The sequence below is a fragment of the Aridibaculum aurantiacum genome (assembly GCF_017355875.1).
Taxonomy (GTDB): domain Bacteria; phylum Bacteroidota; class Bacteroidia; order Chitinophagales; family Chitinophagaceae; genus Segetibacter; species Segetibacter aurantiacus.
This window is the reverse complement of the sequence record NZ_JAFEWC010000002.1, coordinates 87,331-112,318: the sequence shown is the minus strand read 5'-3', so window position 1 is coordinate 112,318 and position 24,988 is coordinate 87,331. Positions and strand designations below refer to the sequence as shown.

The following is a 24,988-nucleotide window of genomic DNA, read 5'->3' as shown; positions in this document are numbered from 1 at the left end:
CTATCAGAACGATCTTATAACGGAAGGATTAGCAGCAGGTAAAAGTATAAACTCAAATTGTTAAGTGCAAGCTTTTACAGGAGGTATTTTCCTGAACTTATCACTAGGCAATAGAGTGCTGCGGGCGAATAGAACTATGGTTTACATTTCCTGTTTTTAATACTTTGGCCCAAGCGCACACACACAAGATCAAACACCATTGCACCGCTCCTTGCTGCACTGATTTCTATGCAGCTTTAGTCAAAACTTTCTCATATGCCTTTCTTGGGCTTCCTCTAAAATATACTTCACCACAATAAACATAGCCTGCTTTTTCAAACGTCTTCATCATAGCAACGTTATCAAAATTGGTGTCCGCTTTAATGCTGTAAATGTTGTTGCTGAGCGCATACGATTCTATAAATGCTAAAATCTTTTTAGCTAAGCCTTTGCCCAAATGGTTTTCAGAAATGGCTACCCGGTGAAACACTACAAAATCACCGTCCGTTAGCCACTTCCCCTCTATATGGGCATACTCTGGTTCATCATTGATCAATACTGCGGTATATCCAACTACGGTCTCTCCTTCCGTCAATACAAAACCCACTTCTTGGTCAATGTCATTCCTTACAACTTCCGGGTTCGGGTAACCATCCTGCCACTGGTTGCTGCCGTCCGTTTTCCTGCGTTCAATGGCTCGTTGTAGAATGCTCCATATTTGATCTAGCTCCGCCATAGTGGCTTTTCTGAAGTTATGTTCCATTTTGTAAAAATTTAATTAAGTGTTCTATGTAATAATTCTAATCAGCTTTATTTATTGGCCATGCTAACTGCAATGCTTCTCCTCGATTCATTTTGTTGAGGCATTAGTTTCGGCACCATCAAAAAGAAAACGATATTGATGAGTGCCAACAAGCAGCATGCATTGAGAAATACCGTTACGCTAAACTGCTCTATCAAAAAGCTCCCGATAAAAGGTGTTAGTGCCTGGGCGATCAAAGGCATTCGGGCAAGTTTTCCTACAGCGACGGCATAATTTTCCTGTCCGAAAATTGCTAAAGGCAACGTTCCTCTTAAAATAGAACGCATACCGTTTCCCATACCGAATAGAATGATTCCCGGTATTGCAAAATTGGGATTGAGCGATAACAATAGAATGCCAACGAGCGTAATGACAGCTGAAATGATGGCTGTCTTAACAGGTGCATTTCTGGAGAACACTAACTCCAGTACCCGAACACCTGCCTGGCTTGGCCCTAAGAAAGCAACAGCACTAACTACAGCTGCCATTGCCATCTCTTTATCCAGCAAAATGTCAATCAAATGAATGACAATACCTGTTGTCAAAACAGCACCAACCGTAAAATTTACAAGCAACAGGTAATAGATCCTGGAACGGAAAGGCTTGTGTGGATTTGTCTTTTTATCATTCAGCTGTGGTTTTATGGCGGCTTTGCTCCCTGCAGGAGGTAAAGTGTATCGATGAATAGGTAATATAGTGACGAGCAATATGGCCGCATATATAAAACAGGCAGTACGCCAACCGTAGTCACTCAGCAGAAGCGAGACAATAAACCAGGAAATGGTTGGAGCCAGGCTGGCAATCAGCGTTACCTGAACAATTACCCTGCTTGTGGCCTTTCCGTAGCTTTTTCCAAGTGAAGCAAACAGTGCATCATATAAGCCCATTCCCATGGCAACACCTACGATAGTCCAACCTACCAGGAATAAGAAATAATGTTCTGAAAAGCCAATGACAGTTAGACCCAAAGCCATGATGATACCTGCATAAGGCAAAACAAAATTTTTCTCATTTTCACCTATGATCTTTCCGATTCGAGGCAATAGCAACCCTGAAATCAACAGCGACAGGGAAAGGGCGCCATAAACCATCTGGTATGACCAGCCTGTCTCCTGCATGATCGGTTCCGCCAGGATCGATAAAATGAAATACGAGCCGCCCCACAAAAGAATTTGAGCACAACCTAACGCAACGTTCTTTGTGATAGAGGGTTTTAGTACTTCTAAGGACATAGGTGATCTTTCTAATTTTCTCGAGGCAAAGTTTGGAAGACTGAATAGATTTGTAAAACGGTATTTTTCGATAAGAATGATCGATAATACCGATTAACATTATGGAACTAAGACAGCTGAGATACTTCCTGAAGGCAAAGGAATTGCTCAATTTTACCGAAGCTGCCGATAGCTTGCATATAAGCCAAAGCACCTTATCCCAACAGATTAAACAGCTGGAAGAAGAGCTCAATACTCCTTTGTTCAACAGAATAGGGAAACGGATAACACTTACGGAAGCAGGGGCACTGTTTGCATCTTATGCCGCGCAAAGTGTCCATAAAGCGAATGAAGGTTTGTTATTGCTAAATGATTTGAACGAGCTGAATGTTGGCACACTTTCCATCGGGGTTACCTATGGACTACGCAGTATCCTTACCCCGGCGTTGGTTCGTTTTGCCAGTGAGTTCCCTAGTATTAATATTCGTGTTGTATATGGCACTTCTGAAGGGTTGATTGAAGATCTAAACCAGCTTGAATTAGACTTAATCCTGGTGTTTAACGAATCCACCAATGCACATCATTTAAAATATCAACCTCTTTTTAATTCCGCTGTGACCTTCGTTACTTCCGTAACATCTCCCTTATCCGGTAAAACATCTATCACACTGGAAGAGATTTGCCAGCTTCCTTTGGTGATATCGACAAAAGGAGACAGTACCAGCCATTTTATAATCAAAGCATTTGACAGGAGTGGTTTGAGCCCTAAAATCTCTATTGAAGTGAATGACATCCCTACCATAACAGACCTAGTGAAAACAGGGAAGTGGCACGGTATCCTGGTGCAAACCAGCGTGAAAGAGGAAGACTTGGTTACCATACCCATCAAGGGCAGCGATATGGTCCGAACCGCCATGATCATTTCACTGAAAGAAGCATACGAAAAGCAAGCCGTGAAGAAATTTTGTAGCCTGCTGACGCAAGACATCATCGATCAACAAAAAGTTAGCTAACTGGCCTTTCGTCCCTGCGGGTTCTCCTTGAAAGTTATCGTGCATTTGCCAAGGGACCCTACAGTGCCAAGATGTTCAATTGACCATGACCTCAATTGTCAGAGTCCCATTCGAGACCCCAGCCGCACAAGAATATATTCCTCTGCCTTCTTTAAAATTCCTGCCCGAACAGGATTATTCCGGAGATAATCAAGTCTGGATAATATAGAATCAACACTACCAGTCACAGACTGGCTTTTGATCCTGCCTACAGGCAGGCAGGTTTCCTTCGTAATTGCCCTGCGCAACACTACAGAGAGCTGGGACCTTCTTTATAACTTCAACCAATAATACCGCAACACTTTTACCAACAGGGTGATCAATGCGCCAACCGGCAAGGCAGTTACTAATAACTATAAGTTCTCGCTGTTGTAAGACCCCGCATAACACGGCCGCAAAACAAATACAACAACAGGGTTATATTGCGGCTACTGTTTATGAAGAAGCTGCAACCTAAACTACGCCTCGCTTTCTATCCCCTGGCGAAGTACTCGCTAATACTTACCGCAACCTATGTCCTGGTATACTGGGTATTTATTGTTTTGCTACAGGTCAATGTTTTTCGTGAAGATGTTCTTGAGTGGTGGTTACCCATTTGCTTCGGATTTTTATTAGTTATGCTATTGATCCGCAAACGCGTTCATGCACTAAAGCTGGATCGGGATGATGGTCGCGTTCGTGGCTTGTACTATATGGTTGCTATGGCCACTATAGCATTGCCTGCTGGCCTGTCTGTTAATTATGTAGAAAAGGCGACCGGGACACTCACAACATTGAACATGGTAAGTGACATAGCCACGTTGCCCTCAACCAAGTATTACCAGCCAGGGTTTTATGTCATTCAGCATAATTATCCAGGAATAAAATACTCCTCTTACTATTCTGGTAAAAGAAGTGAAACGCTTCACTTCAAAATCTACATTGCCGTACCGATGAGCAATCACCTCGGGGATACACTAAAGCCAGCGCATGCTTTTCTCACCTATAGTTATCATACCAGTATATCAAGCCATACCGCCGATGCTAACAAGGAGCAGGAGTGGAACGCGTTTATCGAGCGAAGCATGAACGACTACTACAAGAACAAGAGTTTTAAGTTCAATTACCTCGAGCAATTGCCCAACAATAATGATAGGGACGAATTCATGGCAGCTGCACGCAAAAGCGATATGTACATAACTTATAGTGACGACCATAAGGTCTACCTGCTTAAACCAATAGAAGGGACATTTGCTCATCGCACCGGCAACAAGTTGCCATGGGTGTTTGGCAGTTGGACCATTTGTATGGCTGTATGGTTCGTAATGGTTATAATTCCCGGCATCCATATGAACAAGGCCCGCTGGTTCTTTCGTAAAAACTATACAATCAAGGAGGACCTTCTCCTTAACCTGCAGTCTTGGCTACCAACCCGTGATGCATATGCAACAACTGCGTTAATCTTTATTTGCTTCATCGTGTATGCACTGGTAGTGCTGTCAGGCAGCGATGTGATGCAGGTATACAACGCCAAACTGGTGGAGTGGGGTGGCTTGTTTAGATCAGGCGTGAGACAAGGTGAATACTGGCGACTGCTCACTTCTGTCTTTCTTCATGGTAGTATTGTACACCTTGTCATGAACATGCTCTCACTATACCTGGCTGGCTTATTTGTGGAGCCTGTTATTGGAAGAGCGAGGCTAATTCTTTTCTTCCTACTCACCGGTTTATGCGCGTCGGCAGCTACCATGGCATTCTCTGATTATGAACTAAGCGTAGGTGCATCCGGTGCCATCTTTGGTTTGTATGGAATATTGGTAGCTATGGTGCTTACCGGCATCTTTCCCAGGGAGCTGAAGACGTTTATGTATACGCTGCTTGCATGCACTGCAGGGATCAGCCTGTTTATGGGCTTCTTCATTCCTAATGTAAATAACATCGCGCATGTCGGGGGCTTGGTATCCGGGATCGTAGGCGGCTGGCTGTTCTTTAAATATTATAGACCGAAGCAGGATGCAGAAGGTGAACTGGACATATGACCAACAGCTGCAGAACTGTTGCGCCAGCTGGAGGAACACCAATGGATGATGAGAGACGAATTATGAATTATGAATGATGAATGATGAATTAAAAGTTACTTGTGATCAATCAAGGCATCAAGGCCCCAATGATCTTCACACACCTGCCTGCCGGCAGGCAGGGTAGTACTACAACTTGATAGCAAATGCCGAAAATGCGTCGTATATCATTATCGAGCGCCTTTCCTGCCTACCGGCAAGCAGGTTGGTTATTTTTGCGAAGCAAAAAGTGACAGAAGAAGATTAAATATTAAGTAGTAGGATTAGGTTTTAAGCTACTACCAAATTTGGTTGTAGGGGTAACACCTATTCCACATCTGCTTGTTCTTTTGTCTTGAAACAAAAGAACCAAAAATTCAAGACTCCATAACAACAGCTAAAAATGACTTCTCCTGCTAAAAGAAAATAAGTCACAACTTTTATCAGTAATTAAGCTTTTGTAGGACTTACCGGATATCAATAATTCCATACTCTTATAACATCTATTTTCTTTCTTAACGCAGTATCTGTCATTTTTCTTGACGCTGTTTTTATGATGTCGAAAGAAAAAGTCTAAGAACAGAATGATGAATGAAACAAATGCAGAATAAAAAAAAGAGAACACGGATGAATGATGAGAGAGGAGTTGTGATTTATGAGTTAGGCAAATGCAAAATGTAACATGTAAAATGTAAAGTGAAAAAAGGAAAACCCCTTGCTAATAATTAAGGCATCAAGGCCCAACTGCTTTTCACACACCTGCCTGCCGGCAGGCAGGGTAGTAATAAAGCTAAATCAGGGCCCCGCCAAGAATGGGCTGTATATCATTCTTGGCTGTCTTTTTTTGTTTCTTTTTTGGACAAGCAAAAAAGAAAATATTTAATGGTTGAATAAAGCATAATGCTTGCAAAAGAATATTTGCTCCTTTCTAGCGAAGTAAAAGTGACAAAAGAAGCAGCTACACACCTTTATAAAAACCTCAACACTTATTTACTTAGCACCAGTGTGTTTTCTTTATTATTTAAATACCAGGTGGTAAACTTATTTAGCATGCCTTTGCCTGCAATGACCTTTTTACCCTTGTCAGTAACAGCTATTATGATGTTGTCAAGCGAGAAACTTCCAACCTGGATATTGTTTACCTGGTAACGGCGGCAGGTGTCAATCATACCATTTGCCATTTCATACTCTGCAGTGCCCAGGTAATTAGATTGACCAATCAAGCCTTCTGCCTTCAGTGTTTCTTCCATGTCTTTATTAACCAGCATATCGCTGGCACCGGTATCCAGCAGCCAGAACTGGACCATACTGCCGGTTTTAATTTGTATGTACGACAGCCCGTTCAACGTTAGTACCCGAATCGTATCACTATTCGGTCCATTGATATCACTTGCTGATGATGCACTCCAGCCCCTGTTGATGTTATCACTCGTTTCAAAAGGATCACCGCAGGTGTACATCATCTCGTAAAACAACAATGAATTAGGATTGCTGAGCGATTCCATTTGTGCATCCGTTAGCTTTTTTCCTTTTACCATACTTAATTGGCAGTTGCAAAAGCTATTTACTTTTTTAGCATCAATACTGCGTTCCGTGCTTGCATTCACACTCGTGATACAACTCGCTACAAACTCTTCTTCAAAACCTTCTGCCTGCAACAATACCGATACGCCTGAATTGGTATAGCAAGCATTCATCTGCTTTTCCAGCACGCTGTCCTTTTTTATCATAGTGCCAATATCTATCACACCTTGCCTGGTATTCTCCCGGTATTGTTTGGCTGTAAAATACCTGTCGATCTTATTCACCTGGCACTCGCATATCGAAACAGCTGCACGGTTGCTCTTGTCTTTCTTCATCCCTTTCAGGCAATTATTAATCACCTGCCGCCTATTTAAAATAGACCTGCCCTCTTTACTGGTTATGTAATCACCTTGTGCATACGACTGAAAAGAAAAAATGCATACAACAAAAACAACGAAACAATAGCGCTGAAGCATGAGATAATGATAGGTTTAAAGTATTGGCTTAATAACGGGTGAATAGTAACTACGCAGTGAATGTATCCAAAAAATGTTACGGGGGAGGAAGATTGTTGTAGTTGCTTTTATGAAATGAAAGAATAGTTAATCCTTGTGCCGGATGCATGTACCCCATCAGTATTGCGGGATCCTGCTATCATGTTTGATTTAGCGATCCTGCGGAAGAATGAAACTGACTACACGAACACTTGCGCTAACAAGGAATTTATGGTACAAGCTGAAGTAACTCCGATTGATCATCGTTGCAGCCTGCCCCGTCAGCATTGCGGGGTCGCACTCTTGTACGGCAGTGCTGACAGCAGCGAGCCAACAACTGCTTGTCACCATCAGCTTTTCGAAGGTTTGCCAATACACTAACCTATCATTACCCTGCTTTTGCAAAGCAGGTTGTACGGAGAACAACCTGTCTGCCGACAGGCAGGCGTTTATCCTTAAGTTCGAGGTGGCCCTGCGGAACAGCTGGAACATAAAGGGGGGTAATGAAATTTTATTAGCATCTTTTGGTTCTTATCTATCTATACTTCTTTAAGAACTCACTACCCAACAGCTCTTTTATTTTATCTAGACGATCTTCTTTAGCACTCCACTTTTTATATAGCAGTTCAGCCATCTTTGTTTTCTCTTTATGCGGAAGGTGTGGATGAATAAGGTATCGGTACAATGAATCTCTGTACTGCTCATCCTTTGCTGATAAGCCTATCCTGCCACATTGTATAATCTCTTCTTCAGGTACTGGTTCAATCGTGATACCATGTTCTTCAGGCTTCACTAATGCAAATACATTTGGAGCTCCATCAATACAGCTATTGAAGCCGCTAATGAGTTCTGTAAGTACGTTCTGTGGACCAAAGTTGTATTGCTCCTTTGTATTAGCAGTAGCTGGCTGTAGCTTCTGTATGCTCCTAAGCAATATTCCACCATACGCTTGTTCGTTACCTATGGCAATGTCAATACCTGAACCATGTACATACCAATAGCCTGATCTTTTTTGCAACTTATGACCGTGGGTATATGAATCGTTATGCTCTTTAGAATCGTTGTAATAAAATTCAATTTCTAATAAGCGATAAAAGTTATCGTTTACCTGGATGATGTAGTTATTGAATAGATCATTGGCAATTCGGTTGAAGGAAGCGGCAATGTTAGAAGGGGATGCTACAAACATTATTAACTTATTTGCTATAGCTTGAATTGATTGGAATTATTTTTTTTAGCCTTGTCACTTCATTCTTCAATAATCTTCTTAGACCTCTTGATTAATCTAAACGACACCCCATTTAAGTTGGCTTTTCGATTCTCGTAAATAAGCTCACTAATGCTTACAAATTTAGAAACACTCATTGAAAACCTTTCATTTCTTGCTTTTGATCCCGGCACTAATAATGTATCAACAATTACTTTTCTCTTCGCCTTAAAAATTAAAAATGGGATGTAGTTTTGGTTTAACAAAACCAGAGTTACTGTGTCCCATACTTTATTTATATTGATAGAGGGCACTCGATGGTTATGATTGTAAACTCTCCCCTTAACCTGAATCTTCTCTCCTTTCTCTCCAATCAGATCATAACCTTCCTGTCTTGCAATACAAAGCTGGCATTTGAAAATTCTAGCCACCTCCACCTCTGCTATTTCACCTGTAATCCCAAGTGGTTTACCAGTCAATTTTTTGTATTCAATTGCCGCTTTTTTTGCAGCACCCAAAATTTCATATAATTGCTCCTCTTTCCCAATCATAAGACTACTATTTTATAAATCTTCTTGATGCCCTAATAATATTATAAATCATATAAGAAGCCCAAACCCTCATTAGTATGTCAACCAGTATGAACCCTCCCGCAAAAGTCTCGTCCGTCTTCCTCAAAGGGTTGATTAGCTTAAAATATTCATGAAATCCAAGCCAGAAACCATCCATAGTTCTTTGTGCCCAAGAAAAATAGAAATGACTGAACATTCCACAAAGCAACAAAAGGTAAAATAGTAATAGATGCCCTGCTAGCAAGAAAAGAAACGGTCGCCAAATACTTTGTCCGAAATCACCAGTCCATGAACTTGCCTTAATAATTAGCTTTGTCCAAAAGTTTTTTCTCCAGGTTAATGATCGATCATGCGCTTTCATTTCTAGTGAATGAAACCTTTGCTCGTTTATAGTATCACCTTGCTTACTTAGCGCATACTTCAATTGCCTTAGGATTTCCCTTTTCTTTTCATAATAAGCAATAATTGAGGGATCATAAGATGGCCTTTTAAACCATTTTCTGAAAACTGATCTTTTCTGTTCTAAAAGCTTTATTTTTTTGATTAAAGCTCTCTCTTCCTCAGATTTGCCGACGAGTCGGCCTTTGTAAGCATTAATGGAATTACTAAATCGTGCATTTACAAAAATCGTATCAACAAAATGCGCATCTAGAAAATTTATACTTCTGAACTCTTCAAAGTTTATGGAGTAAAACTCCGCTTTTCCGAGATAGGATTCAACAACTGAGAATTGGGAAGGATGATCAGTTTCAAAGGATTTTAAATTGGATAACCTTAAAGATTTTTCATTTCTATATCTATAGAAGCTTATACTATTTACTGAAACATCTTCAACTGACAAGGAAACGCTTGCACTGTACTGAAAGAAATCTAATCTTTCAATTTTTGATTTATTTCCGGATACCGTTATAACACCATGAACTTTAGGAAGATGAAAACTCAATTGTTTTAAAATAGATTTTGCGCCCCAATAACCGATATTCAGATCAATAAATTTTCCTCCATTAATTTTCAATATTCCATTGTCTTTCAAGGTCCACTTGCAAATACCAAAATCCCCTCCCTTAACATACATCTGACGCTTTACTGAAACTTCAATTAAATGAAAATCTCCTTCAAATTTCGAAGTTTCGTCAATATAAAGCTCATTATCAAAATAACAGCGTGTAAAATTGATCTCTTTCTTTATAGTAACATTATGAAAGGTTACATCCGTCTTAAAATAACAATTCTTAAAAGCCAGTAAACAATCTAATTCTCCGGTGAATCCATAATCATGTTCAAAAATTATGTTTTCAGCTTTTAATGTGTAGGTAGAAAAATCTGAAGAAGTTTGGTTTTCAAACTCTTCCTTTTCCAGCTCATAATATTGTTGGAACGACGGAAATGTTTTTAAGACACTTTTTTCTTTCGGAGTTAAATTATCCAAGTAACTCATACCTCTCCCTCCGCTACCATATTTAAAACCTGTTCCTCCTCCATCTCATACACCTTACCCCTTTGTTCAAACGCTTCCCTTAATACACTCTGCAACAACTGCTGCGCATATTGCCTGCTTTGTTGTACCTGGGCTTCTAACTGGCTTAGCTGCTGTTGCAATTGCTGTACTTTGGCTACTATAACCTTTTGTACTTTCATAGGTGGAAGAGGAAACAATAACATTCTTGATTTTTTAATACCAAAAACAAGATGGGTACTATTAGTTGATTGAGATTTTAATAAATCAATTGCTATAGGAGACTGCAAATAGTAAGTAATAAAATGGGCGTCTATACTATTTCGAAATGGTTGAACTAAAATGATATTTGCAGATAAGGTATAGTTGAAAGGCTTAGGTAAAAACGTAGGTTCACCTATAGTTCCAATTTTACCAATAATAAAATCTCCATCTTCAAGTGTATATCTTTTGTTGTGCTCCTTAAGAACTTCTACTGACACTTTTCTAGCACTATCGAAATCTATTGTTCCATCATCTCTCACTTCCGTCATTCCTATATAAGGCACACCATTTAAAACCACTGGTGGTGTTCTATGACTTGGTTGTGGGTCAATGAATGATGCCACATCATCCCCTCGCACCCACGCCCATCCTTCCGACAATTCAAAAGGAATTTCATCTTCTGTTATTGGTGGTAGTTCTTTCTCTTTTTTGAGCTTGCCTGCTTTTATTAGTTTTTCTTTTTCGGCTTTTATGCGTTTTAGTAATTCGGTTGCTGGTTCCTCTGTTGGGTCTTGTTTGGTTAGTTTTCCCTGTACGGCTTCCTGCAATATGGTTTGGCGGAGAAGTTGGAGATAGGTTTGTTGTTGGTCAAGTTCTTTATCAAGTAAACTATACTCCTCATTGATGATATTTAACCTATGTACAATAACTGCCTGTTCGCCAAGGGAAGGAAGAGGAATTTCAAAGTTTAAAACATGATGTGGTCGTATAGCAGCATAATTTGTACTTCCTTTTGAAGTAATTTGATCCTGTATAATATCTGTTTTAATAAGCCATGCTAAATAATCTTTCAACAGCTTAGTTTCATCTAATTCAAATAAAAAGTAATGACTACTAACTATTGCACCTTCTAATTCACTTGGAACAAAACCATAACCTCCTACTTTAGCGTCAATCTCTGCAACTAGAAAGTCACCTTCTCTGCATACTTGTTGTTTCTTGGTATTTATTGCAATGCCTTTTACAATGTCTCTTAAAACAACTCCCTTCCTGTTAACCTGAACACGGCAACGTTTGTATTCAACAGAATTGTCTATCGTTATAAACTCTTTCCTTTGAGTTATTACGTTTCCAAGCTTTTCAATCTTCCAACTCATTCTTCTTATCTGTTTAATAGTAGTACATCAGATGAACGAAATGCGACGCAACGATGCTTAACCGGAGTTACTGCACCTTGTATCATACCAATTCTTCTTTTAATTGTTTTAGTAACTGGTTGCTTTTGGCAAATGATTGTCCGAGCAAATCAATTAATACGCTGCTGGTATATTGGTGTTGTTCTTCGGTGCTGTTTGGATTTTTGATATCGAAATTGTAGTTGCGCTTTTTTAGTTCTTCGGCGCTGACCTTCCAGGCATATTGGTTCTCTTCGCGGTTGTTCCACCAGGCTTTTTCGAGGTCGAACTCTTTTATGTTGATGGGCTTGGTTTTATTGTAGTTCTTTACGCCATCGGGGTAAGGATGTTCGAAATACCAAACGTCTTTGGTGGGTTTGCCTTTGGTAAAAAACAGCAGGTTTGTTTTAATGCCTGTATAAGGGGCAAACACGCCATTGGGTAATCGCACTATGGTATGCAGGTTGCACTTTTCGAGCAGGCTTTCTTTTATACGGGTGGCTACGCCTTCGCCAAACAAAAAGCCATCGGGCAATACCAGCCCACAACGTCCGCCATCTTTTAGCAGGTGAATGACCAACGACATAAACAGGTTGGCTGTTTCGCGGGTACGGTATTGTGCAGGAAAATTATTTTCTACACCATCTTCTTCCATACCGCCAAAAGGGGGGTTGGTAACAATGACATCGACCCTGTGTTTGTTGCTCCATTCGGTCCAGCTACGGTTGAGCAGGTTGTCGTGTTGTATAACCGGTACCTCTATGCCATGCAAAATAAGATTGGTAGTGGCAAGCATGTGGGGCAACGGTTTCTTTTCGACACCTGTGATGCAGTTTTGCAATTGCTGGCGCTGCTCGAGAGTTTTTACCTTCTGGTGGGTTTCGATATAGTCAATAACATTGGTAAGGAAACCGGCGGTTCCGCATGCGGGGTCAAGCACTACTTCGCCCAGCTTTGGTGCAATCATTTCAACAATGAATTGTGTAACGGCACGGGGGGTATAAAACTCCCCGGCATTACCGGCACTTTGCAGGTCGCGGAGTATTTGTTCGTAAATATCGTTGAACTGGTGTCGCTCGGATTTAGAGGTTAGCTGAATGCCTGTGTTAATCTTGTTGATGACCTGCCTGAGCAGCGTACCACTCTTCATGTAGTTGTAACTGTCTTCGAACACCTGTTTTACCATAAGACCGGCATCTTTGTTATGCCGTAGCTTCAGGTCTTTCAGGCGTGGGAACAGGGAATTGTTGACGAAGCCGAGTAATTCATCTCCGGTCATGCCTTCTTCATCGGCAGCCCATTCGCGCCAACGAAGGTCTTTGGGTATGGGTGATTTATAATTGTCGTTAGTAATTTCCCAATCTTCTTCTTTTGTATCAAATATTTTCAGGAACAGCATCCAGCCGAGTTGGGAAATGCGTTGCGCATCGCCATCAACGCCGGCATCTTTGCGCATAATGTCCTGTATGGATTTTATGGTGGAGGTTAGGTTAGACATACTATTCTCAGAAATGTTATTTTGTTGTAATTAATTTGTTACGCTGCTATCTTCACAATTGGCATCCAATAAATGTCATAGAAACTAAGCAAATAGCTCTGTATTTCACTAAGACTTTCGAACTTCTGGTTTATTTCAAATATCTCTCGTACTTGATCTTCTGTTTCTCTTATTGTATAATCACCCTCCTCCTCCCAATTTAAAATATTGTCATATGTAAGTGCTGAATTAAACTTTCTCGCATTAACATGTTTTGCTTCCGAAAATAAATAAATGTCCCCATCCCCCATTCCTGTTTTATAATCAGTGCATAGGGTATGAGTATCTACATTATCGAGATCAAATTCTGGTGTAAGCATATCAGAGAAATCAACTGAAATACAGTAACGCTGCATTGAAGTGCTTGGTTCCAAGTCAAAGAAGTCTTTAAACCAATAGTCTGCGTCATCCCGTTTGTCGTTCTGAAATTCGTTATTAAAAACTGGGAAAATATACTGAGCGGACTTCCCACTTCTTGCAGCACGCTGCAGCATTTGATACTGCCCAGAGTTTGGTTTTCCATTTAGAAGTTTATTTTTTACTCTCATTCTAAAAAAAGGAGGATCAAACAGGTCCCGGGCATTATAGTTATAGAATTCTAAAGTTCCACCGGTTTTTAAATATTCCGGCACTTTAAATTGGATAAAAAGATTTTTACTAATGACAATGTCGGCCCCAGCATAACCTGATAAAGGATTACCTTCTTGTTTTAAAGTTGGAAAAACAAAATGATAAGATTGTTTCCTATTCAATAGGCTAAACTTATGGAAATATGTGAAGGCGAATTGAGTTTCAGAAATACTTAATGCTGCCATCTTATGCTATTTGATATAATTGTTTTTCTAAGTCTTTAACGGCTTCAAAATATTTGTCCTTTGTACCAAACATCCTGATGATTTCCGGTGGTGTACCATACTCATCAAAGGGGTGCAAAGAAAGTACTTCTGTACTTTCAATGGTGGTCACTCCTTCATCAGCATACTTCTGCAGTAACGCTTCCAACACCAGCCGGGCTTCCTCTCCATATTTGGTGAAGTAGTTGCGCTTCTTTACGTTGTTGGCTCTTTCCTTTCTGGAAAGTGGTGGTTGATCGTAGGCTACGTGACAGATCAAATCAAATAAGTCTAATTCTTTGTCAACTGCACCTAGTAAGGCATCTACCAAAACACCCTGTTCTTCAAGTTCCTTTATAATGGCAGCTTTCCTATCCGCATCATTCCACTTCTGCAGAAATTCATTAAGCGACGCATATTGATCTTTGATGATCTCTTTCGTATGGTCCTTCAGTGAAACCGTGATCGGCTTGCCCTGGTGATCGAAATACATTTCCCTGCTTACCAGAACAGAAACGTCTACTCCATTTACATATACCTTTTCACGCCGGGCAGGCTCCCTATCAATAAATTCTCCTGAACCCGGAACAAAAGGCTCATCTGCCTCTCCCCATTCCAAGCCTTCATTTTCATCCAATGGATCGTCTGATGGCTCCTGCTCTTCTTCGTCTTCTACATCCCCCAAGTCTTCACCTTCAGAAGTTACTTTTACACGAACAGGATCACCATCAAATGCAGGATCTGCGAATAAGTCGGTTACATTTCTAAAGTCGATTATGGTAAAATACATCTTACCAAACTCTTCATTGATGCGGGTACCGCGCCCAATGATCTGTTTAAACTCGGTCATACTCTGAATATTACTATCCAGCACAATCACCTTACAGGTTTGCGCATCTACACCTGTTGTCATCAACTTACTGGTAGTGGCAATCACAGGATATCTTTCTTCAGGATTAATGAAGTTGTCCAACTCCCTTTTTCCCTCATCATTGTCACCCGTGATCTGCATTACATATTTGTAATTGTCTGCTACTAAGTCTGCATTTTCACGAGCCATTGCTTTACGCATTCTTTCTGCATGATCAATATCAATACAGAAAATAATGGTCTTTGAAAACCGGTCAGTCCCTCGTAGAAACTCGCTAACCTTCCTGGCCACTGTATCAGTCCGTTCATCAACAACAAGTGATTTATCAAAGTCTCGACGGTTGTAAATCCTGTCATCTACCAGTTGGCCTTGCTTATCTGTCTTGCCTTTCTCAGGGCGCCATCCTTCATGATCTATGTTTAATCCTACTCGAACTACACGATAAGGTGCAAGAAAGCCATCATCAATGCCCTGTCGTAAAGAATAGGTATAGATTGGATCACCAAAGTACTCGCTGTTGGAGATGGTCGTGGTTTCTTTCGGAGTAGCAGTCAGGCCAATATGGGTAGCCTTGTTGAAGTATTTCAGTATATCCCTCCATGCGCTATCCTCAGATGCACTCCCTCTATGGCACTCATCAATAATTATGAGGTCGAAAAAGTCAGAGCTGAATTGTTTATACGCATTTGCTGTTTCATCGGTTCCAGACAAACCTTGGTACAGGGCAAGGTAAATTTCATAGCTCTTATCCACTACCCTGTTCTTCACCACAGTCATCTTATCCCTGAAGTGCTTGAAGTCTCCACGCTTTGTTTGATCAATCAAAGCGTTTCGGTCTGCAAGAAAAAGTATCCGCTTCTTCACACCGGCTTTCCATAAGCGATATATAATCTGGAAAGCAGTGTAGGTTTTGCCTGTACCTGTCGCCATCACCAACAGTATCCTGTTCTGATCCTTGGCAACAGCTTCAATAGTTTTATTGATGGCGATCTGCTGGTAGTACCTGGGACTTCTGCCGCTACCGTCAGTAAAATAATCCTGTGCAATTATCCTTTCTTCTTCTGGCTTGGTGATACCCTTATATAGTTGGTAAATTTTCCATAAGCTATCCGGTGAAGGAAATTGATCCAGCTCAAGATCAGTTTCTATACCAGCACCTTTAGCTGTCCTGTTGTGGAATACAAAGCCATCACCATTACTGCTGAACACACAGGGAATATCTAGTATCTGAGCATATTCAAGGGCTTGTTGCACCCCTGCACCTACTGTATGATTATTATCTTTTGCCTCAATGATTGCAATGGGGATGTTTGGCTTATAGTACAGGATGTAATCGGCTCTTTTACGTTTGCCTCTTGCAGTCAACTTACCTTTTACAAATATTTTACCGTCGGTGAAGGATTTTTCTTCCAGGACCTGTGTATCAACATCCCATCCTGCAGCAACTATTGCAGGTGTGATAAACTTCGTGCAGATGTCTCTTTCAGAAAGTGATTTCTTATTTAAGTAAGCTGTGGCCAAGGGTGATCTTTAGCAGTTAATCAAAATGGAAAAAGTTTCTTTCACAGTGTCTGCTGTGCAAAACTTCCTTCAGGCAAACATTGGGGGATGTATCCGGGGAAGGAGGATGGAAGATAGGAAATTTGAGGATTCACGTTATAGGAATTTTGGATTGTGCAGAGCAAGTAAATGTTGCATTCTACTTTACGTAACATGAATTCGGTTCTTATAATGCGAATCGATATTTTAAGAACAGCCCCCATCCCTACTCTTTTATCATCTGGTAGCTGCTAACTTCTCCATTCACCACCAGGCGAAGGAAGTACACACCCGGTGCAAGGCCGCTGCAATCAATCGTTCTTACATAGCTGCCTTCCAGCAGCACTTCACTAATGAGGGATCTTTGACGGATTCCTGCTGCACTAAAAACAGACAGATCCACAGCAGTGGTTTCTTTTAAAGTGAAATGTATAGCAGCTTTATCTTTTACAGGATTGGGATACACCGTTAATGCATTTTCCGGCAGCCCGGTTGTCTTCACCCTTACCACGGGAGAATAATCATATTTATCATCGTGATCTACCTGTTTCAGCCTGTACAAAACAGTTCCTGTAGGAACGTTGGCATCGGTGTAAGCGTAACGGTTGATAGTTGTACTTGTTCCCGATCCCGGTACAAATGCCAGCTTCTTCCAATTGCTGTTACTGGTCTTTCTTTCCACGTCAAAACCAGTGTTCCGCACCTCACCTGCTACCGACCACTTCAGTACCACCTGTTTTCGTTGCACGCCTGCCAATACATCAATCCACTTTACCGGCAGCGAAGAAGCAGTATCGAACGTAAAGGATGTAAGGAAGATATCATTTTGCGTAACAGGCGTATTGGCATTAGGTACTACCACGCTACCAACCTGCACCGTTGCCCCGGAAAAATTACCGCCACAAACAAGCGTATCGTTGTACGAACTAAAGATGGGAGCAAGCTGTCCCAGACCTATGTATTTCGACTCCAGGCGAAACTCCTTCTGATAGGTCAGCAGGCTATCGAGCACCACTATACGCGCTGTATCAGTTGCCGCTAAAGAAATAACCATCTCACCTTTTGAAGTAATAAGAAAGCGATTAGCCATAAACTTATGCAGCGCCAGCGAAGACACATTGAAAGGTGTCATCTCTGCCACCATTGAACCCTGCCTAGTGAATTTTTGAAGCGTGAGTGAAACACTGGCGGAGGCGTTTACCTTTCTCTGGTGCATCCAGAACAAGTGGTTGTTATGCAGCAACAATTCATCTCTTGTGTCGAACGTATTATACAGCTGCAGTTCCACCCATTGTGCCTGCGCCTGTGCATTGTAGCGGGCCAAAAAGGTAAAGTAACTACTGGCCGCCGGCATAGCAGGCGCAATGGCATCAAACACTGCATTGCGCTCGCAGGTGCCTGTCACGTACAGGTCTCCATTGGTATCCACAGCTATACCGCTAAAGGTTTCTACACCTGTAGCAATTTTAGTCCAGGCCAAAACACCAGCAGGTGTATACTTCGAAAAACTTCCATGAAAGGAGCTGTTCAGGGTCATGTAAATTTCGTTATCACCTCCTATAGCCAGCCTTGCTCCATAGCTGGCATGTGTAAGTGTTTGTTCGGCAACCGCCCACAGCACGTTGCCAGCGGTATCTAGTTTAGCCAGGAACATACTGGGCGACGCTGCGGAAGAAAAACTGTAGTTGCCAAGTTGCAGCACACCACTATAGCCACCTGTGATGATGATGTTTCCGCTGTTATCGATCTTCATGCTTTTTACGATCGCCGTTGCCGGAAACAATCTCTCCCACTTCATGCTACCCTGTGCACTCTTTTTCTGTATGACCAGGTCGCCCATGTATAAGCCTGTCAGGCTCATAGTTGCCTTGCGGTTATTGATGGCGGTAACACTCTCGCCGGCAGGTGTTGTGGCCAAAGCCGAGATGAAATGATTGTGCGCCAAACCAAGATTATGAGCCCAGGAAACCGATTGTGCATCTACTGTAGAAGTGACGATGCTCATGATAAGCAGCAGGAGGCAGGTTCTGGTCATGCAGGTAGTTTGGATGATAAATATAAGTAAATGAGATAATGCTTAGGGCTGGCCTTATCATGCAATTGGTGTATGCTTTCACCATTGGTAATGAAAAGCAATTCTTGTTGTCACTTTTTTTGTGTGCCCAAAAAAAGTAACCAAAAAAAGGGCACCGGGAATGATATACAGCCCATTCCCGGGGTCTTACTATTTAGCTTATGTAATGCTGTGATGAAGAGCATTTGACCACTGATGCCTTGAGTGGTTGGCAAGCCGCTTCAACTTGAAATCTTTATGTCAAAAAGAGACACGCATGAAATTCTATTGCTGAGGTCACAGTAGTACAACCGCTTAACCAAGGAACAAGGAAAGGAACGGGGTGTAATCGTTCCTTTCTTGAATTTTCTTTGGTTACTTTCTTTGTTTCAAGACAAAGAAAGTGACAGATGTAAAGGACAGCACCTTTGATCGGTTTTCATTTTGTTGCTGAGTTTTGAATGACTGTTCATTTAAACTTGAGAAGAGAAATCTCTTAGCCTTTTGTGAAACTCAAACAGGTAAAACCTATTCATGCAGGGGATCCCTCCTACGTCGGGATGACTGACGATCATAGGCAAAGCGTCAATATTTAGCATTGAAGATCCATTCTTCGTAGGGATGACCCTGATTAAAGAACTGCTTCCCGTTGAAGCGGATTTAAAACAGCAGCAACGCGTCCACCTACTCCACCCACTACATCACATGGCAGCCAGCGCTTGTCAGTGACCTGCATGCCGGCAGTTTCAAAACGAAGTGCTACAACTACCAGTGTAAGTAGACCTTCACCCGACTGCAGGGGCAGTTCTATTGTTTGTCCCGGCAATGCCTGGTTGTCATACATCATCGTAAACTCGTACATGTTGTTGCCCATTGCAGCAAGTTGCTGTGTATCGCAGCAGGCGCTTACGATCTTCCAGTGTACAGCTGTCGTTCCCAGTGGTGCTTTAATTGCTTCCGTCGGTACCAGCGGAGGGATCTCCAGCCGCAGTATATCCTGTTGAGGCTGTAAGACCTGGATAGGCACACGCAATATGGACGGCAGCGGTGCGTCAGCATTCAGCGACAGCTCCCATTGCCAAGCGGGAGATATGCCTTGCATTGCGCCAGGTGTGTCTTGTGCCTTCATCCACTTTTGCAGGTACAGCCGGAGGTGCGTCTGCATATTCATGTCAAGAGGAAAAGGGATGGCGCTGTTCAACAGCTCCCGGAATGGCTTACCAAGGCTGGTGCTCCTGCCGTTGTAGGCACTTTGCAGTTTCACCTTTTCGCACTGGTGCGGGTGTTCTGGTATTGTCCGCATACAATAGATGTCACGCCACATATAGTACACGCAGTTACCAATCCGGCCAATAAAAAACCTTGGTTTTTGTTTACCCATTAGAACAGTTTTAATGGTTGAGAAAAGTGGCACACCGTGGAGACCCGGATGCCTGCCTGGAGTTGTAAACCTGCTTTATGTTTTGTTCGTCTCTTGGTCGGGTTTCAGCTTGGTTTGCCGTGGGAATTCCCACGGAAGATACGGCGCTGGTATAGCTATGTCAAGAGCCAGGTGGTATTTTTGATTGCTGATTTTGTGATTTTAGATTTGGCACGAGCAGCAGATCCTTTTTTCACCATTGACAATTCACCATTCACATTTTTGAACCACAAGGAGATTTCTGATCTTGGGATTTCTGATTTTGAGATGTCGGACTTCAAATCGCTGAATGCTGATTGCTGACAGCTGTTTGCTGATAGCTCATCGCTGATTTGATGATAGCTGAGTTGCTTGCAGTAGCTGGATCTATTTTAGAAAGCGCATCCTGTTTTCATTGGCGGCTTTACAGCCTTGCACAACCGCCACCCGTGGAACCATGAAAATCGCTAATTTGGTACAAGAGCAAACGCTGCTCGTAACCAAAACTGCATATGAACTGTCACCCTAAACACACCTGTGCCCCGGCTGCAAGATTGTACTCTCGAAAATCTATAGCCGCCAACACCCTTACTTATTTTGTTCTATTTCTTTCTTTGCTGTTGCCCCTGGCTGGTACTTCCCAGCATGCTGCCAGCTTCGAGTTTGTAGAAAATAAGGGCCAGTGGAATAACAGCGTCTTTTTTAAAGCAGACCTGCCTGCGGGAGCTTTCTTCCTGGAGCAAAAGGGTTTCACCGTGCTGCAACATCACCCCGAAGACCTGCAGCGACTTGCCGATGTGCATCATGGCACTGCCGTGGCGCCAGCAGGTGGCACCCTGGTGCGTTCGCACGCTTACAATGTAGAGTTTCTCAATGCTGCAGAACCAACAGTTGCACGCGAAGGGATGCTGAACAGTTACAACAACTATTTTATTGGTAACGATCCTGCGAAGTGGGCAGGCGGATGTAAGATCTACCAGCACATCACCTTTAGGAATATCTACCCCTGTATTGATGTAAAATATTATTCAGCAAACGGCCAGCTGAAGTACGACCTGCTGGTGCACCCCGGCGCCGACATAAGCACCATAGCCATGAAGATTGATGGAGCAGGTGGTTTAGCCATCAACAATGGCGACCTCATCATCAGCACTTCAGTAGGCGACGTAAAGGAACTGGCGCCTTATGCCTACCAACAACAGGGTGGCGGGCAGGTACAGGTAAGCTGTAACTTCAGGCTTGAGGGGAATGTACTGCGATTTGAAGCAGGCTCATACGACGCTACTAAAGTGCTTGTTATCGATCCTACCCTGGTCTTTTCCACCTTTACTGGTAGTACCGCTGACAACTGGGGCTATACTGCTACCTATGGACCAGGAGGAACTGCCTTTGCTGCAGGCATCGTTTTGGGTAGCGGCTACCCTGTTTCGCCAGGAGCTTACCAAAATAGCTTTACAGGCGGCCTGCCAAGTAATGGCATCCCCGGCTACGACATAGGAATTATAAAGCTGAACGCAACAGGTAGCCACCGGGAGTACGCCACCTACCTTGGCAGCAACGGCAACGAGTTTCCACACAGCATGGTTACGGACCTGCAGGGCAACCTGGTGATCAGCGGTTATACTAATTCCGCTACTTTTCCCTCTACTGCACCGATTATAGGCCCTGGTGGCAATGGCGACATCTTCCTCACCAAGTTCACTGCTGACGGAACAGCACTCATCGGCAGCAGGGTGATTGGCGGAACAGGACCAGATGGTGTGAACATCAAGCACAGAGCCGAGCCGCCCATGGGCGCAGTTTCTATCCGCCGCAACTATGGCGACGATTCAAGAAGCGAAGTGCTGGTGGACATAGCCGGCAATATCATCCTGGCATCGTGCACCCAGTCCAGCAACTTCCCAGTTACTGCCGGGGCATTTCAACCATTCTTTGGCGGTGGAGCCCAGGACGGGGCGATCATCAAAATGTCTCCTGATCTAAGCACTCCGGTTTTCATCAGCTACCTGGGTGGCAGTGGCGATGATGGTTTGTTTACCGTGGCAATTAATCCTTTCAGCCACAACCTATACGTAGGAGGCAGTACAACCAGTAACGGTGGGCTTCCGGGCACGCAACCTGGTATTATTGCTTCTTCATATCAGGGAGGTCTTACAGACGGATTTGTTTCTATAATTAATCCTACGGGTACAGCATTAGCCCGAACAACATTTTTAGGCACGTGGGGCAACGACATGTTGTACGGGCTGAAGATTGACAACGCCGGTTTCCCGTATGTGACGGGTACCACTACCGTCGATTGGCCCGTGTTGAATGCTGCTTTCTCGCAAACTGGTGGTAAGCAGTTTATAGCCAAACTACAGCCGGATCTTTCGGCCTATGTCTATTCTACGAGGTTCGGCACCAATACAGCAGCACCCAATCTTTCTACTGCCGGCTTCATGGTAGATGGCTGCGAAAATGTGTACCTTACCGGTTGGGGAGGATCTATGAATGAGGCTGCAGGCCCTTATCCCACTGCTTCCACCAACGGCCTGACCGTTACACCCAACGCTATACAGTCCACCACCGATGGCAGCGACTTCTATTTCTTCGTCTTGCAGAAAGATGCAGCTTCGCAGCTGTATGGCAGTTTCTTTGGGCAGGTGGGCGGCTCCGGCGAACATGTAGATGGCGGCACCAGCAGGTTCGATCCGATGGGTGTACTCTACCAGGGGATCTGTGCCAATTGTGGCCGCGGAGCTATATTCCCTACTACACCCGGTGCATGGGCACCTACCAATGGCTCCAACAGCTGCAACCAGGCGGTCGTTAAGATATCTTTTGACTATTGTACTACACCCGTACCAGTACACCTCGTGAGCTTTACGGGCAAGGCTGTCAACCGCTATCACCATCTTAGCTGGAGAGTGGTTACCGAGGAGAAAGGTGACATGTATATAGTTGAAACTGCCACCAACCCTCAGGGACCTTTTAGAGCTGCTTATGCTGCCACTGCCCATAGCAGTACAGCCAGCAATACGTACACTGCTACGCTGCCTGCCGGCAATACAGGCGATAGTTACTACAGACTAAAGATCGTATCAGCAACAGCGGCTACAGGATACTCTAAGATTATCCGCCTTGGCAGCGATAAGAGCAAGAACTTGGAAGCAATAGTAGCAGGACAATCATTGCACCTGCGCATGCCTAACGAGGCACTGCATGTATCGGTGTACACGGTAGAAGGAAAGCTACTGGCAACACAACCGCTTACCGGCGCCGGCTATTGCACCATCAACCTGCAGCCGTTTCCAAAGGGTACGCTGATAGTAAAAGTGCAAATGAAAGAAGAAGTGCTGGTGAAGCAGGTGGTTTATTAGATTTTCGAATTAATGATGCCGTATATTGACTTCGGATGTCGGATTTTGAGTTGTCCGAGTTGTACGAGCCGCAGATCCTTATTTTGACTTTTGAATTTTGACTTATTGAGAACCACAGAGACACAATGGAAGGAGATTTTGGGATTTCTGATTTTGTGATGTCTGATTTGTGACCAGCAGCCGGGTTTATTTTGACTTTTGAATTTTGACTTTTGACTTATTTGGGAGCATCAGATCTTTATTCACCATTGACAATTCACCATTAACTTGTTGGTTCTTCTTTGACTTTGGAATTATGACTTCTTTAAACCACCACCAGAAAAATGGACAAAAAGCTTTTAAATCATTTTACAAAATTCAAACCTTTGTCAGAAGAGGAAATTGAGGCTATAGATGAAACTATGCGTTTGCAACAATTTGAAAAGGGAACAATACTACTGAAAGAAGGCCAGGTGTCCAGTGATACTTATTTTGTTTTGGAAGGTATTGTCCGGCAATACTACCTGATTGACGGGCTGGAGAAAACAAGCGACTTCTTTTCCGATGAACAATGGGTAATATCCTTACAGCACATCAATCTCAACAACCCTTCGCCATACTATCTTGAATGTTGTACAGACTGTGCTTTATTGATTGGTAACAGCCAGAAAGGAGAAGGCTTGTATAAGAAGTTTCCAAACCTTGAAACAGTGTCCAGGAAACTAATGGAAAGCGTGTTTACTGGACAGCAGGAAAAAATAGAAGCTTTTACAATTAACACCCCAACCATGAGGTACCAAAACTTATTACAATCAAGGCCTGATCTATTTCAACGAATTCCTCAATATCAAATAGCAAGCTATATAGGTGTTACTCCAGAATCGTTAAGCCGGATCAGGAAAAGGATTGCCAGGCAAAACTAATTTTTGATCTTCCTGCCACTTTTCAAACCTTTTGGCATTTACACCCTTGATCAGCAGCCATAAAACCATCAATACTTCACCAAGCCAAGTGTATTCACTTATTATTACATTGAAGCCAGGCAACAAGAAAAATATCAGGAAGTCTAGTAAGTAGCCTAAACAAGTAACCATTAATAAAATGCCTATGATCTTAGGTATGTACGTGGAGCGAAGAACCAGGTAACCCATAGGGAATAACCACAGTCCAAAGAATATTCCTGCTAGCTGGAGACCATAATGGTGTATATCTAAAAATATAGAAACAAGATTGTTTACTTGCCCGGGAGTAAATGCAGGTGAATATTCGGGGTACTTTAATAAAAGTAAAACAGCAACATTATTTAATTCATTAAGGATGGTAATGGGAGCTACAATAATTGTAAATATTACTATCCATCTTGCTTGTTGCTTGTTGATCGACTTGAGAACTCTATAGATATAAACTGCTGTTGCAATAGTAACCAGCGCACATAATATAGCACTTACAATACTCAGCCTGAATATAAATTCATTGGCTAAAATGTTAGAGACAGTCTTTCCTGGATCACCAATGACTATAAGTGCTTGTGGAACATAAACGATACCAAACACACCAAGAGGAATTTGGAGAAGGTAAAGAAAGCCTGCAGTTCTTGCAGTTGTTTTAATGGAAGTAGTTGTTTTCATAAACTTTATCTTTTGAAGAATTAGAGATGCATGATAGAGCGAAGCTAGTTTCCTGTATATCCAAACTCATTGACT

General features: G+C 42.6%; 17 protein-coding genes. 4 read left to right on the top strand and 13 right to left on the bottom strand.

Annotated features, from left to right (window positions below; translation table 11 throughout):
• Window positions 1-226: 226 nt before the first annotated feature.
• On the bottom strand, window positions 227-742 hold the full coding sequence (locus tag J4N22_RS12130; protein ID WP_207494907.1) for a GNAT family N-acetyltransferase: 516 nt from the start codon (window positions 740-742) through the stop codon (window positions 227-229).
• A gap of 47 nt (window positions 743-789) precedes the next feature.
• Complete coding sequence (locus J4N22_RS12125; protein WP_207494905.1) at window positions 790-2,013, bottom strand: MFS transporter; 1,224 nt, start codon at window positions 2,011-2,013, stop codon at window positions 790-792.
• A gap of 101 nt (window positions 2,014-2,114) precedes the next feature.
• On the opposite strand from J4N22_RS12125, the gene J4N22_RS12120 reads away from it, so the two are divergent.
• Both J4N22_RS12120 and J4N22_RS12115 read left to right on the top strand, forming a co-directional pair.
• On the top strand, window positions 2,115-3,005 hold the full coding sequence (locus tag J4N22_RS12120; RefSeq protein ID WP_207494903.1) for a LysR family transcriptional regulator: 891 nt from the start codon (window positions 2,115-2,117) through the stop codon (window positions 3,003-3,005).
• Window positions 3,006-3,481: 476 nt separating this feature from the next.
• A complete protein-coding gene (locus J4N22_RS12115; protein WP_207494901.1) occupies window positions 3,482-5,062 on the top strand; it encodes a rhomboid family intramembrane serine protease in 1,581 nt (526 codons plus the stop codon).
• 1,004 nt (window positions 5,063-6,066) lie between these two features.
• On the opposite strand, the gene J4N22_RS12110 is transcribed toward J4N22_RS12115, so the two are convergent.
• The 10 genes from J4N22_RS12110 to J4N22_RS12065 all read right to left on the bottom strand — a co-directional run bounded on the left by J4N22_RS12110 (window position 6,067) and on the right by J4N22_RS12065 (window position 19,926).
• Complete coding sequence (locus J4N22_RS12110) at window positions 6,067-7,080, bottom strand: retropepsin-like aspartic protease (RefSeq protein ID WP_207494899.1); 1,014 nt, start codon at window positions 7,078-7,080, stop codon at window positions 6,067-6,069.
• 553 nt (window positions 7,081-7,633) lie between these two features.
• Window positions 7,634-8,287 (bottom strand): DNA-3-methyladenine glycosylase, encoded by a 654-nt coding sequence (locus tag J4N22_RS12105; RefSeq protein ID WP_207494897.1) that lies wholly within the window; start codon window positions 8,285-8,287, stop codon window positions 7,634-7,636.
• A gap of 59 nt (window positions 8,288-8,346) precedes the next feature.
• A complete protein-coding gene (locus J4N22_RS12100) occupies window positions 8,347-8,856 on the bottom strand; it encodes a DUF6998 domain-containing protein (protein ID WP_207494896.1) in 510 nt (169 codons plus the stop codon).
• 7 nt (window positions 8,857-8,863) lie between these two features.
• The gene (locus J4N22_RS12095) at window positions 8,864-10,315 is read right to left on the bottom strand and encodes a hypothetical protein (protein WP_207494894.1); all 1,452 of its coding nucleotides are present in this window, start codon (window positions 10,313-10,315) and stop codon (window positions 8,864-8,866) included.
• Entirely contained in the window at window positions 10,312-11,694 is a 1,383-nt protein-coding gene (locus J4N22_RS12090; protein WP_207494892.1) for a restriction endonuclease subunit S, read from the bottom strand. Before J4N22_RS12090 ends, J4N22_RS12095 begins: the two co-directional genes overlap by 4 nt.
• Before the next feature lie 82 nt (window positions 11,695-11,776).
• Entirely contained in the window at window positions 11,777-13,210 is a 1,434-nt protein-coding gene (locus J4N22_RS12085) for a type I restriction-modification system subunit M (RefSeq protein ID WP_207494890.1), read from the bottom strand.
• Window positions 13,211-13,248: 38 nt separating this feature from the next.
• On the bottom strand, window positions 13,249-14,064 hold the full coding sequence (locus tag J4N22_RS12080) for a hypothetical protein (protein WP_207494888.1): 816 nt from the start codon (window positions 14,062-14,064) through the stop codon (window positions 13,249-13,251).
• Window position 14,065: 1 nt separating this feature from the next.
• Window positions 14,066-16,474, bottom strand: a complete 2,409-nt coding sequence (gene hsdR / locus J4N22_RS12075; protein ID WP_207494886.1) for an EcoAI/FtnUII family type I restriction enzme subunit R — start codon at window positions 16,472-16,474, stop codon at window positions 14,066-14,068.
• Between the two features lie 244 nt (window positions 16,475-16,718).
• Window positions 16,719-18,527, bottom strand: a complete 1,809-nt coding sequence (locus J4N22_RS12070) for a T9SS type A sorting domain-containing protein (protein ID WP_207494884.1) — start codon at window positions 18,525-18,527, stop codon at window positions 16,719-16,721.
• A 649-nt stretch (window positions 18,528-19,176) separates the two neighbouring features.
• Window positions 19,177-19,926 (bottom strand): hypothetical protein, encoded by a 750-nt coding sequence (locus J4N22_RS12065; protein WP_207494883.1) that lies wholly within the window; start codon window positions 19,924-19,926, stop codon window positions 19,177-19,179.
• A gap of 530 nt (window positions 19,927-20,456) precedes the next feature.
• Between J4N22_RS12065 and J4N22_RS12060 the strand changes: the two genes are divergently transcribed.
• Together J4N22_RS12060 and J4N22_RS12055 are read left to right on the top strand one after the other, a co-directional pair.
• Window positions 20,457-23,306: a DUF7948 domain-containing protein gene (locus J4N22_RS12060; protein WP_207494881.1), complete on the top strand. Its 2,850-nt coding sequence runs from the start codon at window positions 20,457-20,459 to the stop codon at window positions 23,304-23,306.
• A gap of 365 nt (window positions 23,307-23,671) precedes the next feature.
• Complete coding sequence (locus J4N22_RS12055; RefSeq protein ID WP_207494879.1) at window positions 23,672-24,208, top strand: Crp/Fnr family transcriptional regulator; 537 nt, start codon at window positions 23,672-23,674, stop codon at window positions 24,206-24,208.
• Here J4N22_RS12055 and J4N22_RS12050 read toward each other — a convergent pair.
• Entirely contained in the window at window positions 24,170-24,913 is a 744-nt protein-coding gene (locus J4N22_RS12050; protein WP_207494876.1) for a DUF4386 domain-containing protein, read from the bottom strand. The genes J4N22_RS12055 and J4N22_RS12050 overlap by 39 nt on opposite strands.
• Window positions 24,914-24,988 lie beyond the last annotated feature (75 nt).

Excerpts from the sequence above, each read along its gene's own strand:
- J4N22_RS12130 (WP_207494907.1), bottom strand. The coding sequence starts at position 742 with ATGGAACATAACTTCAGAAAAGCCACTATGGCGGAGCTAGATCAAATA.
- J4N22_RS12125 (WP_207494905.1), bottom strand. The coding sequence starts at position 2,013 with ATGTCCTTAGAAGTACTAAAACCCTCTATCACAAAGAACGTTGCGTTA.
- J4N22_RS12120 (WP_207494903.1), top strand. The coding sequence starts at position 2,115 with ATGGAACTAAGACAGCTGAGATACTTCCTGAAGGCAAAGGAATTGCTC.
- J4N22_RS12115 (WP_207494901.1), top strand. The coding sequence starts at position 3,482 with ATGAAGAAGCTGCAACCTAAACTACGCCTCGCTTTCTATCCCCTGGCG.
- J4N22_RS12110 (WP_207494899.1), bottom strand. The coding sequence starts at position 7,080 with ATGCTTCAGCGCTATTGTTTCGTTGTTTTTGTTGTATGCATTTTTTCT.
- J4N22_RS12105 (WP_207494897.1), bottom strand. The coding sequence starts at position 8,287 with ATGTTTGTAGCATCCCCTTCTAACATTGCCGCTTCCTTCAACCGAATT.
- J4N22_RS12100 (WP_207494896.1), bottom strand. The coding sequence starts at position 8,856 with ATGATTGGGAAAGAGGAGCAATTATATGAAATTTTGGGTGCTGCAAAA.
- J4N22_RS12095 (WP_207494894.1), bottom strand. The coding sequence starts at position 10,315 with ATGAGTTACTTGGATAATTTAACTCCGAAAGAAAAAAGTGTCTTAAAA.
- J4N22_RS12090 (WP_207494892.1), bottom strand. The coding sequence starts at position 11,694 with ATGAGTTGGAAGATTGAAAAGCTTGGAAACGTAATAACTCAAAGGAAA.
- J4N22_RS12085 (WP_207494890.1), bottom strand. The coding sequence starts at position 13,210 with ATGTCTAACCTAACCTCCACCATAAAATCCATACAGGACATTATGCGC.
- J4N22_RS12080 (WP_207494888.1), bottom strand. The coding sequence starts at position 14,064 with ATGGCAGCATTAAGTATTTCTGAAACTCAATTCGCCTTCACATATTTC.
- J4N22_RS12070 (WP_207494884.1), bottom strand. The coding sequence starts at position 18,527 with ATGACCAGAACCTGCCTCCTGCTGCTTATCATGAGCATCGTCACTTCT.
- J4N22_RS12065 (WP_207494883.1), bottom strand. The coding sequence starts at position 19,926 with ATGGGTAAACAAAAACCAAGGTTTTTTATTGGCCGGATTGGTAACTGC.
- J4N22_RS12060 (WP_207494881.1), top strand. The coding sequence starts at position 20,457 with ATGAACTGTCACCCTAAACACACCTGTGCCCCGGCTGCAAGATTGTAC.
- J4N22_RS12050 (WP_207494876.1), bottom strand. The coding sequence starts at position 24,913 with ATGAAAACAACTACTTCCATTAAAACAACTGCAAGAACTGCAGGCTTT.